Annotated in this window: 13 protein-coding genes; all 13 read left to right on the top strand. The window is 40.7% G+C overall.

The window, feature by feature from the left end; all coding sequences use genetic code 11:
• Positions 1-35 precede the first annotated feature (35 nt).
• On the top strand, positions 36-1,511 hold the full coding sequence (locus IE222_RS06645; RefSeq protein WP_223282601.1) for an arylsulfatase: 1,476 nt from the start codon (positions 36-38) through the stop codon (positions 1,509-1,511).
• A gap of 320 nt (positions 1,512-1,831) precedes the next feature.
• Positions 1,832-2,635: a DeoR/GlpR family DNA-binding transcription regulator gene (locus IE222_RS06640; protein ID WP_191270995.1), complete on the top strand. Its 804-nt coding sequence runs from the start codon at positions 1,832-1,834 to the stop codon at positions 2,633-2,635.
• On the top strand, positions 2,625-3,647 hold the full coding sequence (locus IE222_RS06635) for a histidinol phosphate phosphatase domain-containing protein (RefSeq protein ID WP_191270993.1): 1,023 nt from the start codon (positions 2,625-2,627) through the stop codon (positions 3,645-3,647). Before IE222_RS06640 ends, IE222_RS06635 begins: the two co-directional genes overlap by 11 nt.
• Before the next feature lie 59 nt (positions 3,648-3,706).
• Positions 3,707-4,222, top strand: coding sequence for an MgtC/SapB family protein (locus IE222_RS06630; RefSeq protein ID WP_191270991.1), 516 nt, complete (start codon positions 3,707-3,709; stop codon positions 4,220-4,222).
• A gap of 139 nt (positions 4,223-4,361) precedes the next feature.
• Positions 4,362-5,480 carry an ROK family transcriptional regulator gene (locus IE222_RS06625; protein WP_191270989.1) on the top strand — a complete coding sequence of 373 codons (1,119 nt, stop codon included), beginning with the start codon at positions 4,362-4,364 and terminating at the stop codon, positions 5,478-5,480.
• A gap of 321 nt (positions 5,481-5,801) precedes the next feature.
• Positions 5,802-6,770, top strand: a complete 969-nt coding sequence (locus IE222_RS06620; RefSeq protein ID WP_191270987.1) for an ROK family protein — start codon at positions 5,802-5,804, stop codon at positions 6,768-6,770.
• A gap of 80 nt (positions 6,771-6,850) precedes the next feature.
• Positions 6,851-8,329, top strand: a complete 1,479-nt coding sequence (locus tag IE222_RS06615) for a CehA/McbA family metallohydrolase (protein ID WP_191270986.1) — start codon at positions 6,851-6,853, stop codon at positions 8,327-8,329.
• 17 nt (positions 8,330-8,346) lie between these two features.
• Positions 8,347-9,339 carry an ABC transporter permease gene (locus IE222_RS06610; protein WP_370465016.1) on the top strand — a complete coding sequence of 331 codons (993 nt, stop codon included), beginning with the start codon at positions 8,347-8,349 and terminating at the stop codon, positions 9,337-9,339.
• A 25-nt stretch (positions 9,340-9,364) separates the two neighbouring features.
• The gene (locus tag IE222_RS06605) at positions 9,365-11,062 is read left to right on the top strand and encodes an extracellular solute-binding protein (protein WP_191270984.1); all 1,698 of its coding nucleotides are present in this window, start codon (positions 9,365-9,367) and stop codon (positions 11,060-11,062) included.
• A gap of 117 nt (positions 11,063-11,179) precedes the next feature.
• Complete coding sequence (locus IE222_RS06600; protein WP_370465017.1) at positions 11,180-12,037, top strand: carbohydrate ABC transporter permease; 858 nt, start codon at positions 11,180-11,182, stop codon at positions 12,035-12,037.
• A gap of 15 nt (positions 12,038-12,052) precedes the next feature.
• Positions 12,053-12,967 (top strand): metallophosphoesterase family protein, encoded by a 915-nt coding sequence (locus tag IE222_RS06595; RefSeq protein WP_191270975.1) that lies wholly within the window; start codon positions 12,053-12,055, stop codon positions 12,965-12,967.
• A gap of 36 nt (positions 12,968-13,003) precedes the next feature.
• Positions 13,004-16,144 carry an alpha-mannosidase gene (locus tag IE222_RS06590; protein WP_191270973.1) on the top strand — a complete coding sequence of 1,047 codons (3,141 nt, stop codon included), beginning with the start codon at positions 13,004-13,006 and terminating at the stop codon, positions 16,142-16,144.
• Positions 16,145-16,168: 24 nt separating this feature from the next.
• Positions 16,169-16,954, top strand: a complete 786-nt coding sequence (locus IE222_RS06585; RefSeq protein WP_191270971.1) for an endonuclease/exonuclease/phosphatase family protein — start codon at positions 16,169-16,171, stop codon at positions 16,952-16,954.
• The last annotated feature ends 30 nt before the right edge of the window (positions 16,955-16,984 follow it).

Raw genomic sequence — 16,984 nt, 5'->3', positions numbered from 1 at the left:
TATATTTTGACTAAATGAAAGGTTGTGATTGCACCTTGAAGCCCAATATATTATTAATCATGGTTGATCAAATGCGTGGAGATTGTTTAAGCTTGCTGGATCATCCCGTAGTCGATACACCCAATCTCGATCAGCTTGCCCGCAATGGCGTTCTTTTTAAAAATACATACGCAGCAACACCAACCTGTGTACCAGCAAGGGCGTCTGTATTAACAGGAATGTCACAAACATCTACCGGCCGGGTAGGCTATCAAGATAGAATTCCTTGGAACTATGAACATACTTTGCCAGGTGAATTGGCAAAGGCAGGATATCATACCCAGGCAGTTGGAAAGATGCATGTTTATCCTGCAAGAAACCTAGTTGGTTTTCACAATGTAGTGCTGCATGATGGCTATCTGCATTATAACCGCTTTAAGCAACAGAACCTTGAGGCAGACTCCTATAATTACAGTGGTGATGATTATTTACCGTGGTTAAAAGAACAGGCAGGTTCCCAGGTAGATTTAATTGATTTAGGACTGGATTGCAATGCTTCTACAGTGGCAAGACCATGGCATTTACCAGAATCTTTACATCCAACCAATTGGGTGGTAACGCAGTCGATCGATTTCTTGAGAAGGCGTGATCCAACAAAGCCATTTTTCTTAAAAATGTCCTTTGTCAGGCCGCATCCGCCGTTTGATCCGCCGCAGGTATTTTTCGATATGTATAAAGATTTAGAGCTGCCAGATCCGCCTGTGGGTGATTGGGCTGAACAAGAAGATCTACAAAGATTCGGATACAATCCTATTACCGATAGAGGAAAGGTGCCAAAGAATCGTCTGCAGCGCGCACGGGCGGCCTACTATGCACTGATTACCCATATCGATTATCAAATCGGCCGCTTCATGATCGCAATGGAAGAACACGGTGTGTTACACAATACGGTTGTTTTGTTCGTTTCTGACCATGGTGAATTGCTGGGAGATCATCACCTTTTCCGCAAGTCCTTAGCATATGAAGGAAGCGCCAAGGTTCCATTTATCCTTTCCGATCCTGGAAACCTACTAGGAATAAAGAAAAATCAGGTAGTTGAAGAAGTGGTTGAGCTTCGTGATATTATGCCGACCTTGCTGGATGCTGCAAATGTAGAGATTCCTGAAACCGTAGAAGGGAAGAGCGTATTAAACTTATTAGCTGAGCAGTCTGAAGAGTGGCGCGAGTACATTCACGGGGAACATGCACATGGTCAGCTTTCTCATCATTACCTAACTGATGGAAAAGAAAAATATATCTGGTATTCTCGGACCGGGGAAGAGCAGTTGTTCAATCTCGTGGAAGATCCTCAGGAAGTGACCAATCTTAGTAATAAAGAGGAATATCGTCACCGCTTGGAGTTTTGGCGACAGCGGCTGGTGGGTGAGCTGGATGGGCGTGAAGAAGGATATACGGATGGGGAGCGCCTCATCGAAGGGCGAATAACGAAAGCTTGCCTAGATCATTTACTAGAATCGGTTGGAAAAAAATAAATTGAAATTTTAAGAGAATTCCACTCTATACAATCAACTACGACTTTTAACAGGACAGAAACTTAAAAAGATAAATTCAACCTAAAAGACCAGTGAGATTTCACTGCGTCTTTTTTTTTAGGTTGTGTAAACCTTCTCTGTGGATTTCCCTCGAAAAATTATTTAAATTATTTGAAAGTTTTAATTTACAAATGAGTTTATTTATAATAACATAAATTTAAGATTTGATTTATGTTGTATTATGTTTGAATTAATTAACGGTAACAACAAAACAAACATACCCAAATAATCTTTTTTAGGATGTAAGGGGAGCTAATATAATGGATGTATTTTTAAACGAACGTCAGCAGCATATTGTGGCACAATTAGAAAAAGACAAGAAGGTATTTGTTGCTGCGCTTGCTCAAGAATTGGGAGTGGCGCCTGAAACCATTCGCCGCGACTTGGATGCATTGGAAAAGAATAAGATGGTGAAAAGGGTTCACGGCGGGGCCGTCAATTTTCTTCAGACCAATAATGAGCCGCATTTCGAAAGCAAAATGAATGTAAGAAGTGAAGCAAAAGCGGCGATAGGAAGGAAAGCCGCCGCTTTTATACAGGATGGCGACACCATCATGATTGATGTCGGGACAACAAACATTTACCTGGCAAGGGCGATTTCAGGGGTGAAAGATGTCACCATTGTGACCAATTCGCTAGCGGCAGCCGATGAATTAAATAAGCTGGTAGAAGCCCAACAGTTTGATGGGAAAATCATTGTCCTCGGGGGAGTCACAAATCCTGCCCAAAAATCAATCATCGGGGCACTGACTTGCAAAATGATGGAGTCATTTCGGTTTGATAAATTATTTCTCTCTTGCGGCGGCATCACAACCAGTCATGTCAGCGATTATAATTTTGAAGAATGTATGGTATCGACGGTAATGGTAGAAAGAGCTAATCAGGTTTTTCTATTGGCCGATTCTTCGAAAATCCAACAGGAGTCCTTTTATCAAATTTGTCCTTTAGCAAAGGTTGATTATATTATTTGTAATCAAGACATGCCATTGTCTTGGAAACAAACGGAGCTAGACACTATGCTACAGTGGATCACAGTATTGGAGGGAAAAGATAATGAAGGTTGATTATCATTTACACCTTGAGGAAGGTCCTTATTCTTTGCGCTGGCTTGATCGAACAAACCAAGCGTTAGATTATTTCCAGCCGCTAAAGGAACAACGGCATTCGATAGACTGGCTGCAAAAAAGTATGGATCGCCTATCTGAACGTATGCAAAAGAGATCCTATGATTCATCATGGATTGACTTATATTTAAAAGAAGCGAAACGTAAGGGTCTGCGTGAGGTAGGGATTGTCGACCATTTATATCGCTTTAAAGAAACGAAGGCCTATTTTGAAAGATTTGTAGATATAAGTGATACCGAACTCGGAAATCTTCAAAGAACTTGGTTATCTCAAGTAATGACAGAATCGATGGAGGATTTTGTCCGTGCCATTACAGATGCGAAAAAACGTTGGAAAGCGGAGGGAATCATTCTTAGGCTTGGAATTGAAGCAGACTATTTTCCTGGCGGGGAGGAAGAATTAAAAGAACTTCTCGGTTCTTATGAATGGGATTATGTAATCGGTTCGGTACACTTTTACAACGGCTGGGGATTCGATAATCCGGAGACACAACATCTATTTCAGAACTATCAATTAGATTCATTGTATGCGGATTTTTTCAATGTTGTTGAAAAGGCAATTCGTAGTCAATTGTTTAACTTCGTAGCCCATTTAGATAATTTAAAGGTGTTTAATTACCGTCCGGATGAACAAATTTTACTTCCGTATTATGAAAGAATTGCAAAAGCGTTAGTAGAAACGGGTACGGCCACCGAAATAAATGCGGGCTTATATTATCGTTATCCTGTTAAAGAAATGTGTCCAAGTCCAAAGTTTTTAAATATATTAGTCAACCATGGGGTTTGCTTTACAACCTCATCAGATTCCCATTTCCCTGATGACATCGGAGCGTTTATCGATTTAAACACTGAAACACTTATAAAAAAGGGAGTAACTGAAATAGCAACCTTTGAAAATAGAAAGAGAATCATGAAGCCGCTCTATTTAGATGTTTTAGAATTAAAGGGATGATTGTTTAGCGGGCTCTCCAATAAATAGACAAACGGACTGTCTTGAATGGGGGTATGGAAATGGATCATTTAGGCATTTTTTATGAAGAACATTTATTAAAAAATATCGAAATTTATCTTCGGCTTGTGATAAGTGCCCTTCTCGGAATGTTTATTGGCTGGGATCGCAGTGCTAAAAATAAACCGGCGGGCTTAAAGACTTTTACCTATGTTTCTGTTTCCTGTACGTTAATTACCATTATATCCATTTATAGTGCCGAAATTTTCGGTAATTCAAATATCAATAACCGGATGGATCCGATGCGCCTTACCGCTCAAATAGTTTCCGGCTTAGGGTTTTTAGGGGCGGGTCTGATTTTAAAAGACGGTTTACGCGTGAAAGGCCTCACATCCGCGGCGATGGTGTTTTTTGCCGGCGGTGTGGGAATTGGAATTGGTGCCGGTTTCTACGGTATCGTTCTAGCATCTGTACTCATTACTTTTATTTTAGCTAAAGTAAGCCAATTGATTGAGGATCGGCATAATGAACACGAAGACGTAAACAAACACAAAGCTTATCGAAATATAGGAACATAGAGGTTACAGCTTGAAAGATATCCTTCCCTCTTTTTGTATATTACGGAAAAATATGCTTCCAACTTTCTGAAAGTTTTGATACATTCATGTTAGTTCATCCTATTTAATCATATTTTTGGAAAAGTAAGAGGGGTTATAGATGAAAAAGGGGCATATCGAATTAATCAAGAAGATGAATAGGGATCTTGTATTAGAAACCATCAGAAATGAGCAGCCCATCAGCCGGGCTAAAGTCTCACGTAAACTAGGAATCAGCCGTTCAACCGTTTCTTCTATCGTTGACGAATTAATCGAGAAAAAATTTGTGATTGAATTAGGGTATGCCGAATCTACCAAGGAAGGCGGCAGGCGCGCCATACAGCTTGGTTTTAATCCAAGCTCCGGTTTTGGAATTGGTATCGAAATATCCAGCTCTAGACTTTATATTTGTTTAGCAGACTTGGACGGGAACGTGATTTATAAAACCACTTTTTCCCCGACCAATCAGCTTCATGTGATTCGCGAGGCCATTCATAAATGCATCGATTTATCGCCGGTTTCTATTCAACAAATAATCGCAATTGGATTCTGTATACCTGGAACCGCAGATAGTGAGCGGGGGATTGTCCATTCACCGGAATTACAATGGGAGAATATCGAATTCATCCCTTATATGAAACAACATTTCTCCATGCCGATGTTTATCAATAATAATGTAAATTGCATGGCGCTTGGTGAGAAATGGCTTGGTAAAGCAAGAAATATGGATGACTTTATTTATATTTTCATAGAAAAGGGGATTGGCAGCGCCATTATGGCCAACGGGGAATTAATTCAAGGAAAGGATTTTATGGCTGGAGAAATCGGGTATTTCGCCTTTCATTCAGATATCAAGCGTCAAGAAATTACTCAGTTAGGCGATTTTGGTTCGTTTGATAAGTCCGCATCACTATTGGCGTTTGACCGTCATGCTGTTAACTTCTATGAAATTATAAAAAAGCGTGAAGATGCAGAAGCAAATGAGCGGGAATTAGTAGATAATTTTATACAAACGCTTTCTCTAGGAATCGCAAATATGATTAGTCTGTTGAATCCAGAGAAGGTGATCATTGGCGGCAAGATGGGGACAGAACTTGGCCGCATTTTACCCGCAATTACAGGCGAGGTAAAAAACATAACGCCCTTAAGATGTACCATCGAGTTATCTTCAGAAAATGAGGATATTGGTGTATTAGGCATTATCCTATATTCATTTGGGCAGGTAAGGGATTGGCTTTAATTTCGGAGCCGAATGAAGGATTCATTACGTAATGGTTTGTTTTAATTGAAAACAAACAAACGTAATAGTAATCAAAAATGTGTGAACAATATAAATGTAAAAGATGGGTTGTTCAAAAAAATATAGATTGATATAAAGCTAATTACTGTAAAAGTAGTGTGAATTTTATGAACATTTTGTAAATTTTATTGACGAGGAAAAAAGCCCCATATATACTAATTTTATGGTTAGTTTCGTGTCAGAACAAACTAACTTAAAAGGGGGAAAAGGAGTTAATCAAATCTTAACTTTTACAATATCGCAAATAATGGAGAGAAGCTTATGTTACCAATGACCAATAAAAAGTTTCGTCAGAATTACGATCAGAAGTATGGTGTCGGAGTTGATATTGGCGGGACCAAAATATTCATTTGCATAGCAGACATGCGGGGAAATGTGGTTTTTAAACAAAAAGTAAAGACGACTAGCGATTATGATCAAATTTACAGGTACATATATGAATCTGTAAAGGCTGCTGGCCTAACGTTAGATCAGGTAGCTTCGATAGGGTTCGGAGTACCCGGTATCACGAATAGTTTGAGTGGAATGATTATTGACGCCCCAGCATTCAAGTGGAAGAATGTGCCGTTTAAGAAAAAGATGCAGCAGTATTTTGATTGTTCCATTTCTGTCAATAATGATGTAAATTGCGCTGCTCAAGGGGAACGATGGATAGGCAGTGCAAAAAAAATTGAGGATTTTGTTTTTATAGCGATTGGAACTGGTGTAGGAAGTGCCATATTTTCAAATGGAGCCATGGTTCAAGGCGATCAATTTATGGCGGGAGAAATCGGGTATTTATTGGGGGATGGAGATCTGCCACAAGCTCACACAAATCTGTTCGGTGAATTCGGAATCTTTGAACAAAAGACCTCAGGAACGGCCTTATCACGACATGGATATGACCCAAAAGTTTTGTTCCAAAGCTATAAAATGGATGAACCTGACGCAGTGAGGATTGTCAATCAATTTGTGACGGACCTTGCAATCGCCATATCGAATATCGTGAGTTTGCTTAATCCTAGAAAGGTGATTATCGGTGGGGGGGTTGCTGCTTCCATGTCCGTTATCCTTGAAGTACTCCGTTTAAAAGTCTCACAATTCACCCCAATTCCTGTTTCCATCGAGCTATCCACATTGGACGAGGAATCAGGTGCAATAGGTGCTCTAGCCTTTGCATTCGAACAAACCGGTTTATTAGAAGCTGCTGCCATACCGGAACTTTACGAAAACAAGCTAGAATCTCGCTAATTGTATAAGTGTTTATTTCAAAAGAGTAAGCGGTTACAACGTAATAATGGATTTGAAGTCATTTAAAAAGGGTGGTTATTGTGGAGAAAACCTCACTGATCCAAACAACCTTAGGAAATTATGAGATTGCTGTTACACCAGAATCCCATCAATCGCACATTATTTTGAGAGTAGAAGTACCTAAGTCAACTGAAGAACTTGTCATCCATTACTCTTATTCACCAACCGAAGAAGCAGCAGAAGAAAAGTTAGACCAGCTGTTTTTACGTTATCAAAAGGATAATAACATGCCCTCTACTGATCGGCTGCATATTCAAGCGGTAAGAAATCTTATTACAATCTCAGCCCGCTCAAGCCAAGGATATGAAGGAAGCTGTCACCGGTTTGAGTCAACGGGAACCGTTTTTATTAATGATCGTCAATCGACGCCAGGAATACAGACGAAAGAAATTCAACCTGGTTTCTGGGATATATCCTTCAATTTTCATGCCTTAGTTACGGAAAAAACATTGATTAACTGTACCATCCAGGCTGTACATAAGGAAGCTGTAAACGCCCAACAGCCAATAGAAATAGCAACAACAAAAAAAGAGCGATTAAAGAGGGAACGCGAATTGTATGTTCCAACACAATTTCAAAAAGTAGAGCTTCATACCCACACACAGCATAGCGATGCAAGGCATACGACTGAAGAATTAATAAAGGAAGCCATCAAACTAAAACTCGATTGGCTGGCAATCACGGATCATAACAGCATAAGTGCATTTGATGAAGTTAAACAGGCAGAGCATGCTATACGCTTTATCAAGGGATTGGAAATGACGACACTCCATGGACATTTTTTAACATTAGGCTATAAAGATCAACAGCCGATTGATTGGACTTTAATTGATCGAGTGAACATTAATGAAAAATTAAAGGAAATGAAAGAGCAAGGATTAGTTATTGGAATTGCGCATCCGTTCGATGTCGGAAGCCCGTACTGTACGGGTTGCCGCTGGCAATATGCGTTAGAGTCTCTTGAATATATCGATTTTATCGAGGTATGGAATTCGGAGGATCCACATTATTCTATATCCAATGCAGATGCAGTTGCCAAATGGACCCAGCTTTTAAATTGTGGTATTGAAATACCGGCAACATGCGGCAGAGACTGGCATCATTCAAACACAACTAAGAGACCTGCGTTTTTATATGTTTCTGTTAAGGAAAATGCAGAAGAAAAGGATATTTTGGACGCGGTTAAACTAGGCAGGAGTTACATTACGCTATCTCCGCAAATTGATGTGACCATTAATGAGCAATGGACGATCGGCGACAGAATTCATGTAAATGACTTCCATGAATTAGGTGTTTTGATACACCTGACAAATGCAGAGCAAATAGAAATTATCAAAATTGAATCTAATTTAGGAGATTTATATGTCAGTGATCAAGCTGATTTTGATTGCCGGTTTGAGAAAGCTAGAATAAAAGATTTGATGTGGCTAAGAGTATCTGCTTTTGATCATGATGAAAACCGAATTTTATTAACCAATCCTGTTTATTTTGAACAGTAGAAAGGAGGAATTGTTCAATGGAGGTCACGACTGGAAAAAATATTGGACCGGAAGCAAATCTAGGTAAGAACAGTAAGAAAAAGAAGAACAGGGTTAAACCAATGAAGTTCACTATCAAAAACATATGGAAGCACAGGGCTATGTATATTATGCTGCTGCCGTGTATTGTATTTTTCATCGTTTTTTCTTATCTGCCTATGGCCGGTATGGTTCTGGCATTTAAGGAGTTTCGGTTTGATACGGGAATGTTTGGCGGTCCTTGGGTGGGGCTTAAATATTTTGAGCGCTTCTTCCAGGATCCGCAAAGCTGGACATTTGTGAAAAATACGCTCATTATCAGCGGGATGAAATTGATTTTGGCGATGCCCTTTCCAATCATACTCGCACTTATTTTTAATGAAATAAAAAGTAATAAGCTTCGAAGTTTCTTTCAGAGTGTTTCCTATTTGCCGCATTTCTTATCATGGGTTGTTGTAGTGGGAATCATTCAAAGTATTTTAGCCCCAAATACAGGGCTTTTAAACGAATTAATTTCCTTTATGGGAGGTGATGGAAGCACATTCTATTTAATGGAGGAAAAGTACTTTCACTCGATTATGTTCTGGAGTTATGTGTGGAAGGATATTGGCTGGAGTTCGATTATCTATTTTGCGGCCATTGCCGGAATTGACCCAGCTCTTTATGAAGCAGCGGCAATAGATGGCGCAAGCAGGTTAAGACAAATCTGGCATATCACCCTGACAGGAATAAGGCCAACGATTCTCATTTTATTTATCCTATCGTTAGGAAATATTCTATCCGCAGGATTTGATCAAATTTATTTATTAAAAACACCAGGAAATGCCGAGGTTGCAGAAATTATTGATACTTATGTCATTCGAACCGGTCTGCAAAGCGGCCAATTTGGATATGCGACGGCAGTTGGAATGATGCAAGGGGTTGTAGGGTTAATTGTTGTTCTAATCGTGAACCGTTTTGCAAGCAAGAAATTTAATACATCATTATGGTAAACCAATTTTAGGGGGAGAAATTTATATGAAGAGAGTTTCATTTAAATTTTTGACGATGCTATTAATCGGAATTTTAATGCTTACTGCTTGTACGAATGATAAGAAAAGCTCCAGCGAAAGCCGTGAAAAGCCTAAAGATGCACCGGACACATGGATCGCTGACCGAACAATCAAAGGATTGGTCTTTATGAGTGATGGTGACGTTTCAGCAGAAATGAATCCAGAAATTGCAGCTGAGTTAAAGAAAAGAACGGGAATTACCTTGGAATTGCAGGGGATTGCTGTAGAAGACTCAACTGAAGCCTTAACTGCTGGTTTGGCATCTGGGGACCTGCCTGATTTTATTGCATATTACTTGGATCATAGCGGACGCCCTGAAATGCAGATTTTATTAAAGGCTGCCCGTGAAGGGATGTTCCATGATCTAACACCAGAGCTGAAGAATTCGAAGATTTATAGCAAGTATTTCGAAGATGGTTACTTACCGGCTGACACGAAAAACAATGTTATGTTCAGACCAGAATTTAAAGGGGCGACGTACTTCGTTCATATGGCCATCCCTCGCAAACCTGGAACAGTATCAAGGAAATATGTCGGCGGTCCATATATCTTAAAGGACATCGTGGACAAATTAGGGATTAATCCTGCGGAAATCGACACGCATGAGGAATTACGTGATTTAGCAGAAAAGATTAAGGCGGCGAACCTTAAGGATGTAAATGGAAAGCCGATCACTCCAATTGGTCCAACAGTATGGGGCGGAGCCGATCGTGACTGGATTTTTAATGACCTTGTATGGACAGGTTCAAAAGGCGAGAAGTTCTTAAAAGACAAAGATGGAAAAATCAAGCATGAGTCACAAACAGATTACGGTCTAGAGCGCGTTAATTTTGTTCGTGGATTATTAAAAGATGGTCTGCTGCATCCTGAATTCTTTACAATGCCAGAAAATAAAGCGAAGGAAGGCGTTGTCAACAAGTCATTTGGGATTGTTGCGGATATGCATAACTACGTAGTAGAAAATACGGATATGAAATACATCCCACTTGGACCAATCGATACTGTTCAAGGTGATTATCAAATGGTATTACCTTATAAATCTGGATATGCCGGCTGGTCGATTCCAAAAACAACTGAACATCCTGAAGATATTGTAAAACTGGCCGATTATTTAGCAAGCCGTGATGGTAAGTTACTGGCACAATATGGACTTGAAGGAAGAGACTATACACTTGATGAAAAAGGAAATCCTCTTGTGAAAAAAGAAGTGCTTGAATTAAAAGAAAAAGACCCGGAGAAGGCTGCCAAACTAGGGTTTAGAGGGGTTCGTTCTTTCTGGGCAGAGCACCTTGGCTATACAGATATTGACAATATGGAAGACTTCGGCGAATTTGAATACGGTGCAAACGTTGCTGGCGAAGATACCGCGGCCGCAGATAAGATCATCAAGATGTGGAATTATGATGAGAAGCTAAAGAACGCCAAAATAGTGGACGGATCGAGTCCAAAATCGTTCATTTTCGAATTTGAAAATGGCGATAACTTAAATATTGCGCTAGATACCTATAATGAAAATCTATTACGTGCTTACTATGCAAAATCTGAAGCAGAAGCTAAGAAAATATTAAAGGATTCGAAAAAGCTTCTAGAAAAATCCGGATTAAACGATTATATCAAACTGGTTGAGGAAAAAGAAAAAGAAGGTACAACAATCAGATATTAAGTAGAAAAGCTGCCAGACAAGTAACAAAATGCTTCCTTTCTTTTTAGAAAGAGAGGAAGCATATTTTTCTAAGTTGGAGGGATAGACGTGCGCCAGAAATCATGGAGTTTTTCCCAGATTCTTAATATTTTCATTGTGGCATTACTTTGCTTATCTATTATTCTTCCGTTCTTAAATATTTTGGCACTCTCATTTAATGAAGGAACAGATGCCCAGCGAGGCGGTATTTATTTTTTTCCTAGAGAATTTAGTGTTGACAACTATTTAGAAGTCTTTAAGCAGTCTAGTGTTTTAAATGCCTTAGGAATCAGTGTATTCAGAACGGTTGTGGGAACTGCTATTAGCGTGTTATTAACGGCAATGGCAGCCTATGCGCTAAATACAAGGACATTGCCAGGAAGAAAGTTTATTACCTTTTTCATCTTTTTCACGATGTTATTTAGCGGCGGTATTATTCCTTATTATTTAGTATTAACAGAGCTTAATTTAACCAATAGTATTTGGGTGTATATTATTCCAGGTCTTTATAGCGTGTGGAACATTTTGATTATGCGAACGTTCTTCAGCCAGCTCCCAGACAGTGTCTTTGAAGCGGCCCGAATTGATGGCTGCAGCGAATTTCAAATCTTTTTTAGAATTGTCCTGCCAATGAGTAAACCGGTTATTGCTACGATTGGATTGTTTAATGCTGTTGGGCACTGGAATGATTGGTTTTCGGGTGCCTTCTATGTTCGTGACCCTAATTTAAAACCGCTTGCCACACTCCTCCAGGAGATGCTAACAAGACAGCAAGCGTTGGCGGATGCCTTGTTAAGAAACTCCGGTAGTTATGAAATGTTAGAAAAAATAACGGTAACGGGTGATTCCTTGAAAATGGCTACCATTATTATTGTAGTGGCTCCAATTATCATTATTTATCCATTTATTCAAAAGCACTTTACAAAAGGCGTCAATATTGGCTCAGTGAAAGAGTAGGATGGGGGATATAAGATGAATCAATTAACATTTAAGCAGGATGGAACGTTTAAAATCGTACAGTTTACTGATCTTCATTGGGAAAATGGCGATGATAAAGATTTAGAAACCAATCGATTAATGGAGACCATTTTACAAGAAGAGAAGCCCGATTTAGTTGTGTTTACAGGGGATCTTATTTATAGTCCGGCGAGTGCTGATCCGAAAGCAGCTTTAAGGGGAGCGCTCGAACCTGTCGCAAAAATGGACGTTCCATGGGCAGCTGTTTTGGGAAACCATGATTCAGAAGGGGATGTAACAAAAGAAGAACTGCTTAGTGTGATGCAGGAATATCCTTTATGCCTAACTGAATCAGGGGATGTCAGCGGTGTAGGCAATTATGTCGTGCGAGTTTTGGATTCATCAGGTTCTAAACTGGTATGGGCGCTTTATTTTCTAGATTCAGGGATGGATAACGAAAACAAAGCAGTGGGCGGCTATGATTTTATTAAAAGAGATCAGATAGATTGGTATGTGAAACAGTCAAGCGCATTGAAACAAAGTGGAGAGCCTGCGGAACTTTTGTTTTTCCATATCCCGCTTCCAGAGTATAAAGAGGTATGGCAATCAGGAAATTATGTCGGCTCCATGTTTGAAGGGGAAATTTGCAGTCCTCTTGTAAATTCCGGGCTTTTCTCAGCAATGGTAGAAATGGGCAATGTTAAGGGAACGTTTGTAGGGCATGATCATTTAAACGATTTCTGCGGAGATCTGTATGGGATTCAGCTGTGCTATGGCCGTGCTACTGGCTATAACGGCTATGGTGATGAGAAGTTTCCGCGCGGTGCCCGCATTATTAAACTGGAGGAAGGCAAGCAGGATTTCGAGTCTTATCTGCGGCTTGCAGATGGAACGGTGCTAGTTCAGGAGAAAGAGAAGATTCAAGGTTAGTAATTTAAATAAGTTTTTGGAAGGAGCGGAATATTGGTGTTTTGGACAGAGAAAAAGCTTGAAAGCCGCATTAAGGAATTAGAAAAATACCGATACCGTGATTGTATCTCGATTCCGGAGTTCAACTATCAATTGGATCAATCAGAGGGTGTGGTTGTTCCAAGTCCGCCTGCAAATAAGGAGTGGTCGAAAATCCGATTGGGGGACCATTGGACAGGGCGCGACCTATATGCATGGCTGCAAACAAACATTCAAATTCCTGGCGATTGGGCAGGACGTACAGTAGTTGGTATTTTTGACTTTGGCAAAACAGGTGATGGAAACAATTCTGGTTTTGAATCCCTTTTATATATAAATGGTGCACCATATCAAGGAGTTGACTCAAATCATCAAGAATCCTTCTTGCCTGACTCCTTGATTGGTTCAAAAGTTGAACTTACATTGCGCTTATGGTCAGGTCTTGAAGGTGGCGGGGTTCCGGCGCCGCAGGAGCATAAAATCAAACGGGCTGAAATCGCGTGGCTGGATGAGAAAGTTGATGATCTTTATTACACTTCAGCAGCGATGCTCAAGGCTGTCCATGTTTTAAATGATCAAGCTCCTGAACGCCAAGCTTTATTAGCAGCACTTGACAGATCCTTTTTGCTGCTGGATTGGTCTAAACCGGGCTCAGAAGGCTTTTATCAATCAGCAGCGAGAGCACAGGAGTTGTTAGAAAAAGAATTACAAGAAATGAAATCGCATCATCCGGTGACGGTTACGGCCATTGGTCATACCCATATTGATGTGGCCTGGCTGTGGCGGTTAAAGCATACAAGAGAAAAGGCGACACGTTCCTTTTCAACCGTTTTGCGATTAATGGAAAGATATCCGGATTATGTCTTTTTACAGACGCAGCCGCAATTGTATGACTACATAAAATCAGATTTCCCTGAACTGTATGAGCAAATTCGTACCCGCGTAAGCGAAGGCCGTTGGGAAGCAGGCGGCGGTATGTGGCTGGAGGCAGATTGTAATATTCCTTCCGGAGAATCGCTGGTACGTCAGTTTTTAATGGGAACCCGCTTTTTCCGTGAAGAATTTGGTGCGGAGTGCCGGTATTTATGGCTTCCGGATGTGTTTGGCTATAGTTGGGCGATGCCGCAGATTTTGAAAAAGTCAGGTATTGATACCTTTATGACAACAAAAATCAGCTGGAACCAATACAACCGCATGCCGCATGATACCTTCAAGTGGAGAGGGATTGACGGTACTGAAATCTTAACGCATTTCATTACAACAACAGATACCGATGACGATTGGAAGCACATTTATACTTATAATGGTCAGATTTTGCCTGAAACGGTTTTAGGCAGCTGGACCGAGTATCGAGATAAGCAGATTAATAAGGAATTGCTGCTTTCTTATGGCTATGGGGATGGCGGCGGCGGAGTTAATCGTGAGATGCTCGAGATGCGCCGCAGACTTGATGATATGCCCGGTCTGCCGCGGGTGAGGACGGGCAGAGCGGATGACTATTTTAAGAGACTGCAAGAGACGGTGGAACAAACCGATCAATATGTCCATACATGGGATGGCGAGCTTTATTTCGAGTACCATCGGGGAACCTATACAAGCCAAGCCTATAACAAAAAAATGAACCGGAAGCTGGAATTGCTGTATCGAGAGGTGGAATGGTTATCCATTTTGGAAGGCCTATTTGCTTCATCTTTAACACAATATCCGCAATCAGCGATCAATGAAGGCTGGAAGATTATTCTTCGGAATCAATTCCATGATATTATTCCGGGAACTTCAATTAGGGAAGTTTACGAGGACAGCACGCTGGAATATCAAGAGGCGGAAAAGATTGCAAATGAATTAGCAGCGAGATCTTTATATGCACTTGTATCAGACAAAGAATATACGTTTACTGTGATGAATTCTTCTTCATGGGAAAAATCAGGTTTGGTCTCGATTGCTGCTGAAGCCGGCATGGAGTATGGGGAATGGAAGGATGCGGGCGGTAAAACACTGGAAGCCTGCCGTGAAGGGGAAAATTGGCTTGTGCATGTAAATGCGGTGCCATCAACTGGGATCGATACGATTTGTTTCGAACCAGCTGAATTTTCTTCTGAAGCTGCATCCGTTCCATTTGAAGTGCTGGATTCCGGGGTTGTCACACCAAATTATGAAATCAGCTGGGATGAATCAGGGCAGCTAACAAGCATCTTTGACCGCGGTGCGAACCGGGAAGTATTGGCTAATGGGACTAAAGGAAATGTGCTTCAAGTGTTTGAAGATAAACCAATGCACTTTGATGCATGGGATATCGATATTTATTACCAGGAAAAAATGCAGGAAATTAAGGAATTACAATCGGTAAACGTCATCTCCGTGAATGCGCTTCGTCTGGTGATTGAATTTAAATGGTTTTATCTGGATTCAACAATCACTCAGAAAATGGTCTTATTTGCGAAAAGTCCACGGATTGATTTTGTGACGACTATTGATTGGCATGAGCAAAATCAACTGTTAAAGGCAGCATTTCCTGTAGACGTTCGTGCCACGGAAGCCACCTATGATATTCAGTTTGGCAATATCAAGAGGCCTACTCATTGGAACACAAGCTGGGATATGGCTCGCTTTGAGACGGTCGGACATCAATGGGCAGATTTATCAGAGCGTGGCTTTGGGGTCAGCATCTTAAATGACTGTAAATATGGTCATGACATTAAAGACAATGTTATACGTTTAACATTATTAAGATCAGCGACAGACCCTGATTACTTACAGGATCAAGGCTTTCATTCGTTTACGTATTCACTTCTGCCGCATCAAGGTGATTGGGTAGACGGAAAAACGGTCCAAGAAGCATGGGATGTTAATCAGCCGCTTACCGTTTCGAAGGGGGCCGCTGTTACATCAGCCTTTTCACTGTTCCGTCTTTCCGTTGATCATGTGATGATTGATGCCATTAAAAAAGCTGAGGATAGTGAGCAAATTCTTTTGCGTGTTCATGAATATACCGGAAGCCGCGGCAAAGTTGAGGTTCAAAGCGATTTAGTCATCCACGCTTGGCAGGAATGTGATTTAATGGAACGCCCAATGGGCACAAGCGTTAGGCAGGATCGTATTTCATTTGATATTCAGCCATATGAAATCAGGACGTTTCTTGTAGATATTAGCCAAAAGTAATTTTATATAAAAAGGAGTATGGTTATGCCTGAGTCTAGAACACTTCGTGTGATGACATACAATTTAAAATATGCAGACGATACTCCCCCAAATTCATGGGGTGCACGGAAGAATCTCATGACAGAAGTCATCACAAATGAGTCACCGGATCTAATTGGGACGCAGGAGGGCCTTTTTCGGCAGCTGAATGAGCTAGCAGCGATGCTGCCGGATTATGGCTGGATTGGCTTGGGAAGAGAAGGCGGGAGCCAAGGTGAATATATGGCAATTTTTTATAAAAAGGATCGCTTGGAGGTATTGGCATACAACCATTTTTGGCTTTCTGATACACCTTCTGAGATTGGTTCGCGCACATGGGGAAATATATGTCCAAGAATGGTTACCTGGGTCCGCTTTCTTGATAAAAAAACAAATCAATCATTCTATCATTTCAACACGCATTTAGATAATTACTCCTTATTAGCCAGAGTAGAAGGGGCAAAATTAATTGTCCAAAAGGCTCTTGAACTAGACACGACGATTCCGATTGTGTTAACGGGAGATTTCAATGAAAGCAACCATTCTGAATCATACAAAGTCATCGTAGAAGAAGGTCCGTTTTCCGATACATGGTTTATGGCAGAGGAGCGCATTAACGAAAAATTGGGTACTTTCAACGATTTTAGCGATCCTTCCGGCGGGAAAGACCGGATTGATTGGATTCTAGTCCGAGGCAGTACAGGGGTTGGAACATCGAAAATTGTTGGGGACTGCCAAGAAGGGAAATTTCCGAGTGACCATTTTCCAATCGTAGTCGAATTGCAAATGTAAATGCATTATACAGCGAGATTGAAGGAGGGA

This window comes from Neobacillus kokaensis (assembly GCF_014656545.1).
Classification (GTDB): domain Bacteria; phylum Bacillota; class Bacilli; order Bacillales; family Cytobacillaceae; genus Neobacillus; species Neobacillus kokaensis.
Note: the sequence above shows the minus strand (reverse complement) of the source record. Positions and strands in the feature narration are given on the sequence as shown.

What these genes read in the sequence shown, in the direction of transcription:
- IE222_RS06585 (WP_191270971.1), top strand. Translation starts at nt 16,169, where the DNA reads ATGCCTGAGTCTAGAACACTTCGTGTGATGACATACAATTTAAAATAT.
- IE222_RS06630 (WP_191270991.1), top strand. Translation starts at nt 3,707, where the DNA reads ATGGATCATTTAGGCATTTTTTATGAAGAACATTTATTAAAAAATATC.
- IE222_RS06640 (WP_191270995.1), top strand. Translation starts at nt 1,832, where the DNA reads ATGGATGTATTTTTAAACGAACGTCAGCAGCATATTGTGGCACAATTA.
- IE222_RS06625 (WP_191270989.1), top strand. Translation starts at nt 4,362, where the DNA reads ATGAAAAAGGGGCATATCGAATTAATCAAGAAGATGAATAGGGATCTT.
- IE222_RS06595 (WP_191270975.1), top strand. Translation starts at nt 12,053, where the DNA reads ATGAATCAATTAACATTTAAGCAGGATGGAACGTTTAAAATCGTACAG.
- IE222_RS06605 (WP_191270984.1), top strand. Translation starts at nt 9,365, where the DNA reads ATGAAGAGAGTTTCATTTAAATTTTTGACGATGCTATTAATCGGAATT.
- IE222_RS06635 (WP_191270993.1), top strand. Translation starts at nt 2,625, where the DNA reads ATGAAGGTTGATTATCATTTACACCTTGAGGAAGGTCCTTATTCTTTG.
- IE222_RS06620 (WP_191270987.1), top strand. Translation starts at nt 5,802, where the DNA reads ATGTTACCAATGACCAATAAAAAGTTTCGTCAGAATTACGATCAGAAG.
- IE222_RS06610 (WP_370465016.1), top strand. Translation starts at nt 8,347, where the DNA reads ATGGAGGTCACGACTGGAAAAAATATTGGACCGGAAGCAAATCTAGGT.